The organism is Prescottella equi (assembly GCF_002094305.1).
Taxonomy (GTDB): Bacteria; Actinomycetota; Actinomycetes; order Mycobacteriales; family Mycobacteriaceae; genus Prescottella; species Prescottella equi.
In genome coordinates this window covers 76628-92941 of record NZ_LWTX01000004.1, presented here as the reverse complement: position 1 = coordinate 92941, position 16314 = coordinate 76628, and the positions used below count along the sequence as shown (strand labels likewise).

At 68.7% G+C, this 16314-nt stretch carries 15 protein-coding genes; 2 read left to right on the top strand and 13 right to left on the bottom strand.

The features are described 5' to 3' along the window. Nucleotides 1-21 precede the first annotated feature (21 nt). From ppc to secG, 3 genes are read right to left on the bottom strand one after another with little or no spacing between them, the layout of a single operon-like run. On the bottom strand, nt 22-2814 hold the full coding sequence (gene ppc, locus A6I89_RS12615; RefSeq protein ID WP_022595771.1) for a phosphoenolpyruvate carboxylase: 2793 nt from the start codon (nt 2812-2814) through the stop codon (nt 22-24). Between the two features lie 53 nt (nt 2815-2867). After that, nucleotides 2868-3278: a PPOX class F420-dependent oxidoreductase gene (locus tag A6I89_RS12610; RefSeq protein ID WP_005513392.1), complete on the bottom strand. Its 411-nt coding sequence runs from the start codon at nt 3276-3278 to the stop codon at nt 2868-2870. Between the two features lie 2 nt (nt 3279-3280). Further along, the gene (gene secG, locus A6I89_RS12605) at nt 3281-3514 is read right to left on the bottom strand and encodes a preprotein translocase subunit SecG (RefSeq protein ID WP_005513393.1); all 234 of its coding nucleotides are present in this window, start codon (nt 3512-3514) and stop codon (nt 3281-3283) included. Between the two features lie 231 nt (nt 3515-3745). On the opposite strand from secG, the gene A6I89_RS12600 reads away from it, so the two are divergent. Further along, on the top strand, nt 3746-4660 hold the full coding sequence (locus A6I89_RS12600; RefSeq protein WP_022595770.1) for a tyrosine-protein phosphatase: 915 nt from the start codon (nt 3746-3748) through the stop codon (nt 4658-4660). Nucleotides 4661-4803: 143 nt separating this feature from the next. Then, entirely contained in the window at nt 4804-5718 is a 915-nt protein-coding gene (locus A6I89_RS12595; RefSeq protein ID WP_080668402.1) for a tyrosine-protein phosphatase, read from the top strand. A gap of 75 nt (nt 5719-5793) precedes the next feature. Here the strand turns inward: A6I89_RS12595 and tpiA are convergent, their stop codons facing one another. The 10 genes from tpiA to A6I89_RS12545 form a co-directional block, all read right to left on the bottom strand. Further along, nucleotides 5794-6594, bottom strand: a complete 801-nt coding sequence (gene tpiA, locus A6I89_RS12590; protein WP_044990956.1) for a triose-phosphate isomerase — start codon at nt 6592-6594, stop codon at nt 5794-5796. A gap of 3 nt (nt 6595-6597) precedes the next feature. Next, complete coding sequence (locus A6I89_RS12585) at nt 6598-7824, bottom strand: phosphoglycerate kinase (RefSeq protein ID WP_022595764.1); 1227 nt, start codon at nt 7822-7824, stop codon at nt 6598-6600. 20 nt (nt 7825-7844) lie between these two features. After that, a complete protein-coding gene (gene gap, locus A6I89_RS12580) occupies nt 7845-8864 on the bottom strand; it encodes a type I glyceraldehyde-3-phosphate dehydrogenase (protein WP_022595762.1) in 1020 nt (339 codons plus the stop codon). A 141-nt stretch (nt 8865-9005) separates the two neighbouring features. After that, nucleotides 9006-9983 (bottom strand): DNA-binding protein WhiA, encoded by a 978-nt coding sequence (gene whiA, locus A6I89_RS12575; RefSeq protein WP_172504579.1) that lies wholly within the window; start codon nt 9981-9983, stop codon nt 9006-9008. Further along, nucleotides 9980-11041 (bottom strand): gluconeogenesis factor YvcK family protein, encoded by a 1062-nt coding sequence (locus A6I89_RS12570; protein ID WP_022595760.1) that lies wholly within the window; start codon nt 11039-11041, stop codon nt 9980-9982. The genes whiA and A6I89_RS12570 overlap by 4 nt, the downstream gene beginning before the upstream one ends. Continuing rightward, nucleotides 11038-11937 (bottom strand): RNase adapter RapZ, encoded by a 900-nt coding sequence (gene rapZ, locus A6I89_RS12565; protein ID WP_005513403.1) that lies wholly within the window; start codon nt 11935-11937, stop codon nt 11038-11040. The genes A6I89_RS12570 and rapZ overlap by 4 nt, the downstream gene beginning before the upstream one ends. Beyond that, complete coding sequence (uvrC, locus tag A6I89_RS12560; RefSeq protein WP_037084291.1) at nt 11934-14063, bottom strand: excinuclease ABC subunit UvrC; 2130 nt, start codon at nt 14061-14063, stop codon at nt 11934-11936. Before uvrC ends, rapZ begins: the two co-directional genes overlap by 4 nt. Nucleotides 14064-14095: 32 nt before the next feature. Further along, nucleotides 14096-14554: a PH domain-containing protein gene (locus tag A6I89_RS12555; protein ID WP_005513407.1), complete on the bottom strand. Its 459-nt coding sequence runs from the start codon at nt 14552-14554 to the stop codon at nt 14096-14098. Continuing rightward, nucleotides 14551-15048, bottom strand: a complete 498-nt coding sequence (gene ribH, locus A6I89_RS12550; RefSeq protein ID WP_022595757.1) for a 6,7-dimethyl-8-ribityllumazine synthase — start codon at nt 15046-15048, stop codon at nt 14551-14553. Before ribH ends, A6I89_RS12555 begins: the two co-directional genes overlap by 4 nt. Continuing rightward, a complete protein-coding gene (locus A6I89_RS12545) occupies nt 15045-16292 on the bottom strand; it encodes a bifunctional 3,4-dihydroxy-2-butanone-4-phosphate synthase/GTP cyclohydrolase II (RefSeq protein WP_013415937.1) in 1248 nt (415 codons plus the stop codon). The genes ribH and A6I89_RS12545 overlap by 4 nt, the downstream gene beginning before the upstream one ends. Between the last annotated feature and the right edge of the window lie 22 nt (nt 16293-16314).

The following is a 16314-nucleotide window of genomic DNA, read 5'->3' as shown; positions in this document are numbered from 1 at the left end:
GGCTGCGCCGCGGACCCGGCGCTACCCGCTGTTGCGCAGCGCCGTCGCGAGCCCGTTCATGGTGAGCTGGATCCCGCGCCGGACATTGTCCGAGTCGTCACCGGCGCGGTAGCGGCGCAACAGCTCCACCTGCAGATGGTTGAGCGGCTCGAGATACGGGAAGCGGTTGTGCACCGACCGATCCAGCGCGGGGTTGTCCCACAGCAGGTTGTCGTGACCGGTGACGGCCCGGTACATCGCGAGGGTGCGCGCGTGTTCGGCGGAGATCTTGCCGAACACCTCTTCGCGTAGCTCCGCGTCGGGCACGAGTTCGGAATACCGTGCAGCCAGCCCCATGTCGGACTTCGACAGCACCTGCGCCATGTTCGAGAGCACCGTTCGGAAGAACGGCCACCGCTCGTACAGATCGGTCAGTGTCGCCAGCCGACCCGCGTCGTCGCCGACCCACTTCTCGAACGCCGTTCCGGTGCCGTACCAGCCGGGCAGCATGACCCGCGACTGGCTCCACGACAACACCCACGGGATGGCGCGCAGATCCGAGATCGACTGCGTCTGTTTGCGTGACGCCGGCCTGCTGCCGATGTTGAGTGCGCCGATCTCCGCGACCGGCGTCGACGCCTCGAAGTACTCGACGAACCCCGGGGTGTCGTGCACGAGATCGGCGTACGCGACCCGTGCCAGTTCCGCGAGTTCGTCGAGGACGGCGTACGCCGGCGCGGCGTCGTCGCCCAGGCCCTCGACGTCGAGCAGGGTCGATTCGAGGGTCGCCGACACCAGTGCCTCGAGGTTGCGCCGCGCCAGACGCGGCTCGGCGTACTTCGCGGCGATGATCTCGCCCTGCTCGGTGATCCGGAGCGATCCCTCGACGGCACCGGGAGGCTGCGCGAGGATCGCGTCGTAGCTGGGGCCACCGCCGCGTCCCACGGTGCCGCCGCGACCGTGGAACAGTCGCAGCCTGATTCCCTTCTCGCGGGCCACTCGGACGAGGTCCAGCTCGGCCCGGTACAGCGCCCAGTTCGCGGCGAGGTAGCCGCCGTCCTTGTTGGAGTCGGAGTAGCCGAGCATCACTTCCTGGCTGTCCCCGCGGTTGGCGACGAGAGCCCGGTACAGCGGGACATCCAGGGTGGCGGTGAGGGTTTCCGCGCCGTGCCGCAGATCCTCGATCGTCTCGAACAGCGGAACGATTCCCACCGGGCACCGCGGTCCGGCCTCGCCGTCCGGGTCGAACAATCCCACCTCGGCCAGCAGGATCGCCACCTCGAGCATGTCGCTGACCGACTCGCACATGCTGATGACGTAGTTCGGGATCGCCTCGGGGCCGATCCGGTCCACGGCGTCGGCGGCGGCGCGCAGGATGCCGAGTTCCTTCGTGGTGAGTTCGCTGAACTCGGCGTGCGGGCCGGCGAGAGGACGACGCGTCGCCAGCTCGCGCGTCAGCAACGCGATCCGCTCGTCCTCCGGCAGCGACGCGTAGTCCGGGTGTACGCCGGACCAGGCCAGCAACTCCGCCACCACCGTCTCGTGTACTTCCGAGTTCTGCCGCATGTCGAGACCACACAGGTGGAACCCGAACACTTCCACGGAGTTTCGCAGCTGGGCCAGGCGGTCGTCGGCCACGGTGCCGTCGCCGTGCGAGCGCAGCGACGTGTCGATGATCTCGAGATCCGCGAGCAGCTCGGCGGGGTCGCGGTAGTCCGGAAGCTCTCCGGCGACCGCATGCGCGGCCGGGTGACCGAGGATGCGTGCCGCCGTGCCGGTGAGCCTCGCCCGCAGGCCCCGCACGGCCCGGCGGTACGGCTCGTCCGCCCGGAACGCCGACTCGTCACCGGACTCGTCGGCCAGCCGGTTCAGCTCCGGGGTGACGGTGACCAGCCTCGCCGACATCGACAGCTCCCGCTCGAGGACCTCCAGTTCGGCGAGATGGTGTTCGAGCGCGGTCTCCGATGCGCGGTGGGTGGCACGTGCGACCACGTCGGCGGTGACGTACGGGTTGCCGTCGCGGTCGCCGCCGATCCACGAGCCGGGCCGCAGCATCGGCTCGGTGAGCACTCCCGAATCCGGCCAGCGGCTGCGCAGCGCATCGCGCAGTTCCGCATTGATCCTCGGCACCACCTCGAACAGGGACGCGTCGTAGTACCGCAGTCCCACCTCGATCTCGTCCTGGATCCGCAAGCGCGACAGCCGGATCAGCGCCGTCTGCCACAGGGTGAGGATCTGCCGCCGCAACTGCCGGTCGACGGCGTCTGCCTCGGCGGGATCGACGGACACCCACTCCCGCCTCCGCATCAGTTCCATGATCCGGTTCTGGGTCTCGAAAACCGTCCGTCGGCGCGTTTCGGTGGGATGAGCGGTGATGACTGGTGCGACGAGGGCACCCGCGAGCGCACCCGCAGCGATCTCCGGATCCACCGGTGCGGCATCGAGTTTCGCGTAGGTGGCCGCGAGGGTGCTGTCCTGCGGAGGTTCGCCTGCCCGGACGTGGATCGCCCGCCGGCGTTCGCGGTGGATGTCCTCGGCGACGTTCGCAAGCAACGCGAAGTGACTGAAGGCACGAATGACAGGGATCGCGTCGGCGGTGTCGACGGTCGAGAAGAGCTCGGCCAGCTCGGCCCGGTCGATCTCCGAGCGGCGGACCCGGAACGACTCGACACGGGCTCGTTCGACCAGGTCGAAGACGTCCTCGCCGGCCTGCTCGCGGACGATGTCGCCGAGGATCCCGCCGAGGAGGCGGATGTCGTCACGCAGCGGCTCGGTGGCGGCGCGCGGCGCGGACGTGACGGAAGAGGCTGCAGATGAATCCGAGGTCCCGGTCATCCCCCGATTATCGGCCGACGGCCGGTCCCCCGCACAGCAACGACGCGACGGCGTCAGCCCTTCCAGATCACCTTCGACGGGGTCAACCGGACGATGACCCGCGGGGTGTCGGGGGCGTCGTGTTCCCACCGCTGCGCGCCGGTGTACTTCCGGGCCAGCTTGTGGATGAGGGATCCGCCGGGGTCGTCGGCGATCGTGGTGGTGCCGCGGATCTCGACGTAGCTGTACGGGCCACTCGCCGGGTAGATGAGCACCGTCGCACGAGGATCGCGCAGGAGGTTGTCCGTCTTGCGGCGTCCCCGGACAGTGGATATGAGGACGTCGTCACCGTCCCGCTCGAGCCAGACGACGGACAGCTGCGGCTGGCCGCCCGGTTCGACGGTGGCGAGCGTCGCGAACTCCGGCGCATCGATCAGCGCCGCAGCAGCATCGGGGATGGTCGCGGAACTGTGGTACCCCGCCATCGTCAGCTGAACTTGATCTCGAGTCCGATGCCGAGGATCGCGATCAGCCAGATCGCCGCCGTGAAGACCGTCATACGGTCGAGGTTCTTCTCGACGACGCTCGAACCGGCCAGACTCGACTGGACACCGCCACCGAAGAGGCTGGACAGACCGCCGCCCTTACCGCGATGCAGCAGAATCAGGAGAATCAGCAGCAGGCTGGTGATGACCAGCAGGATGTCCAGGAACAGTGCCATTTCGGTATTCGCTGCCCTTCACGCACGACGGAATTCGGCCACTAGCGCGCCCAGCTTACCTGGTACTCCCCCGGCGAGCCGCAAGCCCGACATCCGGAGCGCCTCGGCGTCGGCCAGGGGGTGGATGCCGGGCGCCACAGTCCTCCCGCACAGTGAGATGCCCCACTTTTGTGGCACAACGTGCCGCACTACCTTCCGTGCTGTCAGCACCCCGACGAGGAAGGCCTCACCATGACGCACCGCTCCACAGCTCTGCGCCGCACCACCCGAGCCGCCACGGCAATCGCCGTGTCCGGCTCGTTCCTGTTCGCCGGAACCGCCGCCGCCGAGGCCGCCGGGTCGGTCGACCTGCCGTCGTTCGGCTCGCTCGGGACGTTCGGCTCGTCGGCTCCGACGACGGTGGAGGCTCCGCGGCTCGCGACCGTCGACAACTTCCGCGACGTCGCGGGCCCCGGCTACGAGACCCCTTTCGGCCACATGCGCACCGGCGTGTTCTATCGCGCGAACGCGATCACGCCCGACGACGCGGGCCTCGCCACCCTCGACGGGCTGAAGCTGTCGGCGGTCTACGACCTGCGGACGAACGAGGAAGTGGCGCAGAAGGCCGACCGGCTCCCCGACGGACCCGAGTACGTCCGCATCCCGATTCTGTCCGGCGACCTTGCCGCCGGCGTCGCCCAGTTGCGGACCCCCGACGACGCCCGACGCTTCATGCAGGACATGAACCGCTCGTTCGTCACCGATCCGGCCGCGCGCGCAGGCTTCGCGCAACTGCTCACGGACTTGGCGAGCACCGCCGGACCGCAGGTCTACCACTGCACCGCCGGCAAGGACCGGACCGGCTGGACGTCGGCACTACTGCAGAGCATCGCCGGGGTTTCCGGTGCCGACATCATGAGCGACTACCTGCTCACCAACGAGTACACGGCCGCGTCGATGGAACGCACCTACGAGGGCATCAAGGCGAGCCGGGGGCAGGCCGTCGCGGACATCTATCGCCCCCTGCTCGGTGTGGACGCCGGCTATCTGCAGGCGGGCCTCGACGAGCTCGCGGCGAAGTACGGCAGTGTGCAGAACTATCTGCTCGACGGTCTCGACCTGTCGCCGGTGACGATCGCCAAGCTGCGTATCAAGCTGTTCGCCTGACCCCGCAGACGAACAGCGCTGGGCGTGAGCGAATCTCGCGCACGCCCAGCACGGCGCCCAACCGCTGAGTGAGACGCGTCACATCGACCGTCCGTCCACGCGCTACCTTCCGGGCGGAAGCCACCATCGCGGAAGGACTCACTGTGACGAAACCTGTGCACGACAAGCGTTTTTCGCGCACCCGCGCCACGACCACCCTCGCCCTCACAGCCGCACTGCTGCTCGCCGGACCTGTCGTCGCCGAAGCGTCGTCGCTCCCCGGCTTCGGATCGTCGGGATCCGGATCCGCCGCGGTCGATACGCCCGAGACCCCGAGACTGGCGTCGGTGAACAATTTCCGGGACATCGCCGGCACCGGAGCCGGCTACGAAGGTCTCGGCGGCCTGCACGTCAACCGCGGCGTGTTCTATCGCTCGAACACTCTCGCCCCGACGCCTGCAGACCTGCAGACACTCGGTTCGCTCGGACTGACCGCCGTGTACGACCTGCGCACCGACCAGGAGATCGCCGCGAACCCGGACGTGCTCCCGGACGGCGTCCGGTACCAGCAGATCCAGGTCCTGTCGGCCGACCCCAGTGGCGACATCGCCGGGCTGCGCAGCCCCGAGGAGGCCCGCGCCTACGTAGAGGCCGGTTACCGTGACACCGTCACGGACGAGACGTCCCGCCGCGGCTACGCACTGCTACTCACGCAACTTGCGAACACCTCCGGGCCGCAGGTCTTCCACTGCACCGCCGGCAAGGACCGCACCGGTTGGGCCACCGCCCTGCTCCTCGGCATCGCCGGTGTGCCCCGGCAGACGATCGTGGACGATTACCTGCTCTCGAACGAATACTCCGCCGAGACGATCCGGGCCACCCTGGACCGGATCACCGCCACGAAGGGTCCCGAGGCAGCCGAGATCTACCGGCAGCTGATCGGGGTCGACGCCGGCTACCTCGAGGCGTCGTTCGACGAACTCGAACGCACCTACGGCTCGTTCGACCGCTATCTGACGGAGGGACTGGGACTGACGATCGGCACCGTCACCGAGCTCCGACTGAAACTGCTCGCCTGACGCTGCACACTGTCGCCCTGATCCACCAAGAGCGCGGGGCGCGTGACCTTTCCGGCCACGCGCCCCGCGCATCGTTCAGTCGCTACCCGGCCACGGGAGCGGTCCGCCGGCCGCGATGGCCGACAGGGTCGCGAACTCGTCCGCCTTGAGCGAGGCCCCGCCGACGAGGCCACCGTCGATGTCGGGCTGAGCGATGAGCTCGCCGACGTTCTTGGCGTTGACCGAACCGCCGTAGAGGACCCGCACGGCCTGGGCGATCTCCGCTGACGCCAGCTCGGCGAGCGTGTCACGCACCGCCTTGCAGACTTCCTGCGCGTCGGCAGCCGAGGCCACCTTGCCGGTGCCGATGGCCCAGACGGGTTCGTACGCGACGACGATCTTCGAGATCTCGTCGGGCGACAGACCCGCCAGCGAAGCCTTCAGCTGCGCAACGTTGAACGACACGTGCTCGCCGGCCTCGCGGATGTTCAGGCCCTCACCGATGCAGACGATCGGGGTGATCCCGTATCGCAGCGCGGCCTTGGTCTTGGCGAGGACGGTCTCGTCGGACTCGCCGTGCAGCGTGCGCCGCTCGGAGTGGCCGACGACCACGAACGTGCAGCCCAGCTTGGCCAGCATCGAGCCGCTGATCTCGCCGGTGTACGCACCCGACTCGTGGGCGGAGACGTCCTGGGCACCGTAGGTGAGCAGGAGCTTGTCGCCCTCGACCAGCGTCTGCACGGTGCGGATGTCGGTGAACGGCGGGAGCACGGTCACGTCGACCTTCTCGAAGTACTTCGCGGGCAACGAGAAAGCGATCTTCTGCACCAGAGCGATGGCCTCGAGATGGTTGAGGTTCATCTTCCAGTTGCCGGCGATCAAAGGCTTACGTGCCATGCCTCAGTCCTCCAGCGCTCGGTCTTCGAGGGCACTGATGCCGGGAAGCGTCTTGCCCTCGAGGTACTCGAGGGACGCGCCGCCGCCGGTCGAGATGTGCGAGAAGCCGTCCTCGGGCAGGCCGAGCTGACGCACGGCCGCCGCGGAGTCGCCGCCGCCGACGACGCTGAACGCGCCCTTGCCGGTGGCCTCGATGATCGCTTCGGCGACACCCTTGGTGCCGGCCGCGAACTTCTCGAACTCGAACACGCCCATCGGGCCGTTCCAGAACACCGTCTTGGCACCCGAGAGGATCGCCGCGAAGCGCTCCACCGACTGCGGTCCGATGTCCAGTCCCATCCAGCCGTCCGGGATGTCCAGGACGGAGACCGTCTTCGACTCGGCGTCCGCCGAGAACGAATCGGCGATCACCACGTCCTGCGGGATGTGGATGACGTCCGCGTAGCGCTCGAGCAGGCCCTTGCAGGTCTCGATCATCTCTTCCTGGCACAGCGAGTTACCGACCGAAACACCCTGTGCGGCAAGGAAGGTGTAGTACATGCCGCCACCGATGACGAGGGTGTCGACCTTGGGTGCCAGCGCCTCGATCACCGCGAGCTTGTCCGACACCTTCGAACCGCCGAGCACGACCGCGTACGGACGCTCGGAGTCCTGCGTCAGCTTCTGCAGGACGTCGACCTCGGCCGCGACCAGGTTGCCCGCGTAGTGGGGCAGCAGTCTGGCAATGTCGTAAACCGACGCCTGCTTGCGGTGCACGACACCGAAACCGTCGGAGACGAACGCGCCTTCCCCGTCGACCAGGTCGACGAGCGCCTTCGCGAGCGCCTCGCGCTCGGCGTCGTCCTTGCTGGTCTCACGCGGATCGAAGCGGATGTTCTCGAGCAGGAGGACATCGCCGTCCGTCAGGCCCTCGGACCGCGCGAGCGCATCCTGGCCGACGACGTCACCTGCGAGCTGGACGTTGCGCCCCAGCACCTCACCGAGTTTCGCGGCGACCGGCGCCAGCGACAGCGCGGGGTCGAACTCACCCTTGGGACGGCCCAGGTGCGCCATCACGATCACCTTGGCGCCGGCCTCGGCCAGTGCCGAGATGGTCGGCGCCGAAGCGATGATGCGGCCCGGATCGGTGATGGTTCCGTTGTCCAGCGGGACATTCAGGTCGGAGCGCACCAGCACGGTACGGCCCTCGACACCTTCGTCCAACAGGTCTTGCAGAGTCTTGACAGACATAGTTGTAGTAGTGCTTCCGTTCAGAGTGACTTGGCGACGAGGCCGACGAGATCCGCCAGGCGGTTCGAATAGCCCCACTCGTTGTCGTACCAGGAGACAACCTTGGCCTGATCATCGATGACCTTGGTGAGGCCGGCGTCGAAGATCGAGGAATGGGGGTCGGTGACGATGTCCGACGACACGATGGGTGCCTCGGTGTACTTCAGGATGCCCTTCAGCCGGCCCTCGGCGGCAGACTTCATGGCGGCGTTGATCTCCGCAGTCGTGGCCGGTTTCGACAGGTTGACGGTGAGGTCGGTGACCGAGCCCGTCGGGATCGGCACGCGCAACGCGTATCCGTCCAGCTTGCCCTGCAACTGCGGGAGGACCAGGCCGATGGCCTTGGCGGCACCCGTGCTGGTCGGGACGACGTTCAACGCGGCCGCGCGGGCGCGACGCAGATCTCTGTGTGGGCCGTCCTGCAGATTCTGGTCCTGCGTGTAAGCGTGGACCGTGGTCATCAGACCCTTGACGATTCCGAACTCGTCGTCGAGGACCTTGGCGATCGGGCCGAGGCAGTTGGTGGTGCAGGACGCGTTGGAGATGATGTTCTGGCTGCCGTCGTACTCGTCGTCGTTGACGCCCATGACGATGGTGATGTCCTCGCCCTTTGCGGGCGCGGAGATGACGACCTTCTCGGCACCGGCCTCGAGGTGCCCCTTGGCCTTCTCGGCGTCCGTGAAGATGCCCGTGGACTCGACGACGACGTCGACACCCAGATCGCCCCAGGGAAGTTCGCTGAGCGGACCGCGGTGCGCCAGTGCCTTGATCTTGGTATCGCCGACGACGATGGTGTCGTCGCCCTCGAGCGAGACCTCGTGCGGCAGGCGACCCAGGATCGAGTCGTACTTGAGCAGGTGAGCCAGCGTTGCGTTGTCCGTGAGGTCGTTGACCGCCACGATTTCGATGTCGGTGGTGCCGAGCGCCTTCTGCGCATCGACTGCCCTGAAGAAGTTACGCCCGATACGACCGAAGCCGTTGATGCCTACCCGGACCGTCACAGTTCGCTCCTTTGCTCATCAGTCGGTGCGCATCCCACCCTAGTTGGCGGACGCTGTTCGGCGCGCAACTGTGAGGACATCGGATCGGGCGTAGGACACCGTGGACGGAACGTGACCTCGACGAGACCGTTCCGGGCGCCGTCATGCCTCCTCGAGCAACTCCGGCGTCACGGCGGACTCCGTGTCCGGGAGCCCGAGATCCTTCGCCTTGCGGTCCGCCATCGACAGCAGCCGACGGATGCGGCCCGCCACCGCGTCCTTCGTCATCGGCGGATCCGCAAGTTGGCCGAGTTCCTCGAGCGAGGCCTGCCGATGCTTGGCCCGCAGCGTGCCCGCCGCCGCCAGATGGTCCGGAACGTCCTCCCCGAGGATCTCGAGCGCCCGCTCCACCCGTGCCGCCGCCGCGACCGCCGCTCGCGCCGAGCGGCGCAGGTTGGCGTCGTCGAAGTTCGCGAGGCGGTTGGCCGTCGCGCGCACCTCGCGGCGCATCCGACGTTCCTCCCAGGTCAGGCGCGTGTCCTGCGCACCCATCCGGGTGAGCAGGGCGCCGATCGCCTCACCGTCGCGGACCACCACCCGGTCGGTGCCGCGCACCTCGCGTGCCTTGGCCGCGATACCCAGGCGCCGGGCGGCGCCGACCAGCGCCAGTGCGGCCTCCGGACCGGGGCAGCTGATCTCGAGCGCCGACGAGCGCCCCGGCTCGGTGAGCGAACCATGAGCCAGGAAGGCGCCGCGCCACGCGGCCTCCGCGTCGCCGACGCTGCCTCCGACCACCTGAGCCGGCAGCCCCCGCACGGGACGCCCGCGCATGTCGAGCAGCCCGGTCCGGCGCGCCAGCGCCTCACCGTCCTTGGCGACGCGGACCACGTATCGCGAACTCTTGCGCAGCCCGCCGGCACTGAGCACGTGCACGTCCGACTGGTATCCGTACAGGTCGAGGATCTCGCCGCGCAGCCGCCGGGCGGTCGAGCCGAGATCCACCTCGGCCTCCACCACGACGCGGCCGCCGACGATGTGCAGGCCGCCCGCGAATCGGAGCAGCGCCGACACCTCCGCCTTGCGGCAGCTGACCTGCGTGACCGTGAGCCTGCTGAGCTCGTCCTTGACCTCGGCTGTCATCGCCACGAGGCGCTCTCCCTTCCCCCGGCCGTCCGTTCGGTGGCTCGTTCGATGTCGTCGTATCCGGTTGCCGACCCGGCCGGCGCCCGCCGGTCCACGAGGCCCGCCAGCACATCCGCGAGTTTGCCCGCGTGGTGCTTGTGGGTGCCGTCCTCGGCGACGTCCGCGTAGACCACCTCGGCGCCCAGATGTGTCGCGGCGCGGCAGAGATGGTCACGCTCGCGACCCGCCGGGACCGACGCCGAATCGACGACGACGTGGTCGACACGGAATTCGGGCGCGTGTTGGCACAGTACGTGCAGATGACGCTCGGCGGAGAATCCGGCGGTCTCCCCCGGCTCCGGCGCCAGGTTGAGAACGAGCACCTTCCGGGCCGGCGTCCGCAACAACCCGTCGAGAAGTTCGGGAACCAGCACGTGCGGAATGACGCTCGAGAACCAGGATCCGGGTCCGAGAACCGCGAGATCCGCGGCGCCGAGAGCCGCGAGCGCGTCCGGGCACGCCGGAGGGTCGGCCGGCAGCAGACGCACACGGCGCACCTTGCCCGGTGTGGTCGCCACCGCCACCTGACCCCGGATGCACCGGCTGACCCGCGGATCCGTCTCCAGACCCACGACGTCGGCCTCGATCTGCAGCGCCTGCGTCGACATCGGCAGCACTCGCCCCTCGACCTGGAGGAGGCGGGCGACAGTGTCGAGCGCGGCGACCGGGTCGCCCAGGACCTCGGTCAGCCCCGCGAGGATGAGGTTGCCGACGGAGTGGCCCGCGAGTGCGCCGGACCCTCCGAAGCGGTGCTGCACGGTCTCCGTCCACGACCGGACATCAGGGGTCTGCGCGGCGAGCGCCGCGAGCGCCATCCGCAGATCGCCGGGCGGGATCATGCCGAGCTCGTTGCGCAACCGGCCGGACGAGCCGCCGTCGTCGGCGACGGTGACGACGGCCGTCACGTCGGAGCTGAGCCGACGCGCCGCACTCAGGGTCGCGTACAACCCGTGTCCGCCGCCGAACGCGACGATCCGGGGCGCCCGGGAGTCGGTGGTGGTCGATGCGTCCGTCATTCGCGACCCACATCGCGGTGGACGACCCGGACGGCCAGGCCGTCCTCAGTGCCGAGGCGCGCCGCGAGCGCCTCGGACATCGCGACGCTCCGATGCTTGCCGCCGGTGCAACCGACCGCGATCGTCATGTAGCGCTTTCCCTCCCGGCGGTATCCCGCCGTCGTCAGTTCGAGGAGCCGCCGGAAGGTGTCGAGGTACTCCTCGGCACCGTCACGGGACAGGACGTAGTCCCGTACCGCCTCCTCCAGTCCGGTGTGCGGACGCAGTTCCGGGATCCAGTGCGGATTCGGCAGGAACCGCACGTCGCACACCAGATCGGCGTCCATCGGCAGCCCGTGCTTGAAACCGAAGGACTGCACCGTCACCTGGATCACGCTGCTGGCCTCGCCACCGAACGCGGTCTCGATCTTCTCCCGCAACTCGCGCACGGCGAGGGCGGAGGTGTCGACGACCAGATCCGCGGACGCCCGAACCTGCGCCAGCTTGGCCCGCTCGGCTGCGATTCCCTCGGACAGCGTGCCTTCCTTGCTGTCGCTCTGCAACGGATGGCTGCGACGCACGTGCTCGAATCGGCGGATCAGCACGGGATCGTTGGCCTCGAGGTAGAGCACCCGGATCTGCACCGGCATGGCTTCGAGCGCCGCGACGACCTGCCCCAGGTCACCTGTGAAGGGGCGGCTGCGGACGTCGACGACGACAGCCAGGCGGCGGATCGGTGGATCGGATTCGACGCCGAGTTCGACCATCCGCGTGATCAGTTCGGGCGGAAGATTGTCGACGACATACCAGCCGAGGTCCTCGAGCACCTTCGCCGCGGTGCTCAGCCCTGCCCCGGAAAGACCCGTGACGAGCGCGACCTCCACATCTGCCCCACCGCGTTCCTGCTGGTCGTTCACTCGCGACTGTGTCCTGTTCGTTCCGATGCGCCGATGTCCGTCACATCATCCCCCACCACGTCGCCTCCCGCAGCCACATCTGCGCTGGGTTCGGCCTCGGCCACGGCCGCGGTCCGGTCCGATTGCGGTTCGGCGAGCGCCGCGAGCACGGCCTGCGCGGTGGCCACGCCGATGCCGGGTACCGCCGTGATCTCCTCGACCGTCGCCTCGCGCAGCTTGGCCACCGAACCGAAGTGTGTGACGAGCGCGGTCCGCCGCGTCTCGCCGAGACCGCGAACCGAATCGAGCGCCGACGCCGTCATCCGCCGCGACCGCTTGCTGCGGTGGAACGTGATCGCGAAGCGGTGTGCCTCGTCGCGAATTCGCTGCAACAGGTACAGCGACTCGCTGGTGCGGGGCAGGATCACCGGATCTTCCTCCCCCGGCACCCACACCTCCTCGAGGCGTTTGGCCAGCCCGATCACCGCGACGTCGGTGACGCCGAGTTCGTCGAGCACCTCAGCGGCCGCGTTGACCTGCGGAGAACCGCCGTCGACGACGAACAGGTTCGGCGGATACGCGAACCGGCGCGGCCGTCCCGTCTGCGGATCCAGTGCGGCTTCGGGGGCCTGGTCGCCACCGTCGGCACCGCCGCCGGCCGCGACGTCGCGGTTGTGCCGCAGGAAGCGCCGCCGGGTCACCTCGGCGATGCTGGCCACGTCGTCCGAGCGGCCGTCGCCGGCGGCCTCCCGGATCGCGTAGTGCCGGTAGTCGGACTTGCGCGGCAGACCGTCCTCGAACACCACGAGGGACGCCACGACATCGGTGCCCTGCACGTGGCTGATGTCGACACACTCGATTCGCAGCGGCGCGGAATCGAGATCGAGCGCCTCCTGGATGCCTTGCAGCGCTGCAGATCTCGACGTGAAGTCGCCGGCGCGCCGCAACTTGTGCTGCGCCAGCGCCTCCTTCGCGTTCCGTTCGACGGTCTCCGCGAGCGCCTTCTTGTCGCCGCGTTGCGGCACACGGAGCTTGACCGAACTGCCCCGCAGCCCACCGAGCCACTGCTGCAGGCCCTCGACGTCCCGCGGGAGCGCGGGCACGAGCACCTCCCGTGGAACCGCGTTCGTGGGTTGGTCGGCCGCCGCGCCGCTGTCGGACAGCGCGGCCTGCTCTCCGTAGAACTGGGTGAGGAACTGCTCGACGAGCAGCGCCAGCTCCGATTCCGCCCCGGCGTCGGCAGCGACCGCGTCGCGTTCGATGACGTCGCCGGCCTTCTCGACCACCCAGCCGCGCTGTCCACGCACGCGTCCACCGCGGACGTGGAAGACCTGCACGGCCACCTCGAGTTCGTCGGAGGCGAACGCCACCAGGTCGGCGTCGGTGCCGTCGCCGAGCACGACCGCTTGCTTCTCCAGTGCCTTCTTCAGCGCGCCGACGTCGTCACGCAGGCGCGCCGCCGTCTCGAAGTCGAGGTCCTCGGCCGCCTCCTGCATGCGGGTCTCGAGCTGCCGCACGAGACGGTCCGTACGGCCCGACAGGAAGTCGCAGAAGTCCTCGACGATCTCCCGGTGCTCGGCCGCACTCACGCGGCCGACGCACGGAGCCGAGCACTTGTCGATGTAACCGAGCAGGCACGGTCTGCCGATCTGGTTGTGCCGCTTGAACACTCCGGCCGAGCACGTGCGCGCCGGGAAGACGCGCAGCAGCAGGTCGAGTGTCTCGCGGATCGCCCACGCGTGCGAGTAGGGCCCGAAATAGCGCACGCCCTTGCGCCGCGGACCGCGGTACACGAACAGCCGCGGGTACTCCTCGTTCAGGGTCACCGCCAGCACCGGGTAGGTCTTGTCGTCGCGGTAACGGACGTTGAACCGCGGATCGAACTCCTTGATCCAGTTGTACTCGAGCTGGAGCGCCTCGACCTCGGTACTGACTACCGTCCACTCGACACTGCCCGCCGTCGTGACCATCTGCCGGGTGCGCGGATGCAGCGACGAGACGTCGGCGAAGTACGAGTTGAGTCGCGACCGCAGACTCTTCGCCTTGCCGACGTAGATCACCCGGCCGTGCGGGTCGCGGAACTTGTAGACACCCGGTGCCACCGGGATGCTTCCCGGCGCGGGTCGATAAGTGGAGGGATCGGGCACGATTCCAGGCTAGTCGGCGGTACCGACGGTATTCACTCGGCGCGCGAGCTCGTGTACTTCGCCTCGAGCTCGCGGAACCGGCGAACGGCCTGCACAGCGTGCTCGCGGTCGTTGGCCTGGATCGCCATGACCGGGACGTACTCGTCGTCGGGCAGCTCGATCCGCGCCCACGAGGCCCCGTCCCGGAAGGACAGTCCCTGGTCGAGATCCCAGTCGACGATGCGCTCACCCAGGATGTTGCGCACAGCGATGCCGCGCGGGCCGACACGCAGACGCGGCCGGGTGAGCAGAAGCACGCCACCCGCCAGCAGCAGACCGATGCCCGCCATGGCGAACTGGTCCACCAGACGGAAGTACACGCCCGTGGCGGAGGTGCGCAGCAGGATCGCCAAGGTGACGTGCACCAGCACGAGCACTCCGGCCGCGACCATCGCGTAGCGCGCCGACTTCTTGGACCGGACCTCGAACTCCCAGTCACCGTTGGTGCTCATCGCGACGCCGACCCCGTCCGCTTACGTCGCAGCTGCGCCAGGGTGACGGCAGTGTCGATCGCCGCCGCGCACGCCTCGCCGCCCTTGTCCTCCACCGAGCCCAGCAGACCCGAACGGTCCAGTGCCTGCTTCTCGGTGTCGGTGGTGAGTACCCCGTTGCCGACCGGAACGCCCTCGTCGAGCGCGACCCGGGTCAGCCCGGCCGTCACGGCGTCACACACGTACTCGAAATGCGGTGTGCCGCCACGGATCACGACTCCCAACGCCACGACGGCGTCGTGCGACTTCGCCAGTTCCTGCACGACGACCGGCAACTCGATGGCACCGGCGACGCGGACGAGCGTCGGATCCTCGATCTGCGCCTGCTTGGCGACCCGCTTGGCGCCCGCGACGAGCGCCTCACTGATCTCGGGATGCCACTGTCCGGCGACGATCGCCAGCTTCAGATTCTTCGCCATCCCCAGCTGGAGATCGGGGCGTCCCTCGCCACTCACAGCGCGTCACCGGCCTCGAACTCGTCCAGACCGATCAGGTCGTGGCCCATGCGGTCGCGCTTGGTGCGCAGGTACGTGAGGTTCTCGGCGTTCGCGCGCAGCGGCATCGGGACCCGATCGGTGATCTGGAGTCCGTAACCGTCGAGGCCGACGCGTTTGGCCGGGTTGTTGGTGAGCAGGCGCATCGACTTGATACCGAGATCGACCAGTATCTGCGCACCGATGCCGTAGTCGCGGGCGTCGGCCGGCAGGCCGAGCTGCAGGTTGGCGTCGACCGTGTCGGAACCCGCGTCCTGCAGCTGGTAGGCCTGCAACTTGTGCATCAGACCGATGCCGCGGCCCTCGTGGCCCCGCATGTACAGGACGACGCCGCGGCCCTCCTGCGCGATCATGTCGAGCGCGGCGTCGAGTTGCGGGCCGCAGTCGCAGCGCAGCGAACCGAACACATCGCCGGTCAGGCACTCCGAGTGCACGCGGACCAGGACGTCGCTACCGTCACCCTCGGCGATGTCGCCGCGCACGAGCGCGACGTGCTCCACCTCGTCGTAGATGCTCTTGTACCCCACGGCCGTGAAGTCGCCGTGCCGGGTGGGGATCCGCGCCTCGGCGACGCGGACGACGTGCTTCTCGTGCTTGCGACGCCACGCGATGAGGTCTGCGATCGAGATCAGGGCCAGGTCGTGGTCGTCGGCGAACACCCGCAGCTCGTCGACCTTGGCCATGTGGCCTTCGTCCTTCTGGCTGACGATCTCGCAGATCACGCCCGCCGGACGCAGATCCGCCATCCGGGCGAGGTCGACGGCCGCCTCGGTGTGACCGGGACGACGCAGGACGCCGCCCTCCTTCGCGCGCAGCGGGACGACGTGGCCCGGACGGGTGAAGTCGTTGGCGCCGGTCGTCGGGTCGGCCAGCAGGCGCATCGTCGCCGCGCGGTCGGATGCCGAGATTCCGGTACCGATTCCCTCGCGCGCATCGACGGTCACGGTGTACGCGGTACCGTGCTTGTCCTGGTTGGTCGCGTACATGGGCGGGAGCCCCAGCCGGTCGCAGTCCTCGCCGTCGAGCGGGACACACAGGTAGCCCGACGTGTAGCGCACCATGAACGCCACGAGTTCGGGGGTGGCCTTCTCGGCCGCGAAGATGAGGTCGCCCTCGTTCTCGCGGTCCTCGTCGTCGACGACCACAACCGCCTTACCTGCGGCGATGTCTGCGACTGCGCGCTCGATGCTGTCGAACCTGGTCACGTGCTTGGGCTCCAAAATCTTG

Excerpts from the sequence above, each read along its gene's own strand:
- ppc (WP_022595771.1), bottom strand. The coding sequence starts at position 2,814 with ATGACCGGGACCTCGGATTCATCTGCAGCCTCTTCCGTCACGTCCGCG.
- A6I89_RS12610 (WP_005513392.1), bottom strand. The coding sequence starts at position 3,278 with ATGGCGGGGTACCACAGTTCCGCGACCATCCCCGATGCTGCTGCGGCG.
- secG (WP_005513393.1), bottom strand. The coding sequence starts at position 3,514 with ATGGCACTGTTCCTGGACATCCTGCTGGTCATCACCAGCCTGCTGCTG.
- A6I89_RS12600 (WP_022595770.1), top strand. The coding sequence starts at position 3,746 with ATGACGCACCGCTCCACAGCTCTGCGCCGCACCACCCGAGCCGCCACG.
- tpiA (WP_044990956.1), bottom strand. The coding sequence starts at position 6,594 with ATGGCACGTAAGCCTTTGATCGCCGGCAACTGGAAGATGAACCTCAAC.
- A6I89_RS12585 (WP_022595764.1), bottom strand. The coding sequence starts at position 7,824 with ATGTCTGTCAAGACTCTGCAAGACCTGTTGGACGAAGGTGTCGAGGGC.
- whiA (WP_172504579.1), bottom strand. The coding sequence starts at position 9,983 with ATGACAGCCGAGGTCAAGGACGAGCTCAGCAGGCTCACGGTCACGCAG.
- A6I89_RS12570 (WP_022595760.1), bottom strand. The coding sequence starts at position 11,041 with ATGACGGACGCATCGACCACCACCGACTCCCGGGCGCCCCGGATCGTC.
- A6I89_RS12555 (WP_005513407.1), bottom strand. The coding sequence starts at position 14,554 with ATGAGCACCAACGGTGACTGGGAGTTCGAGGTCCGGTCCAAGAAGTCG.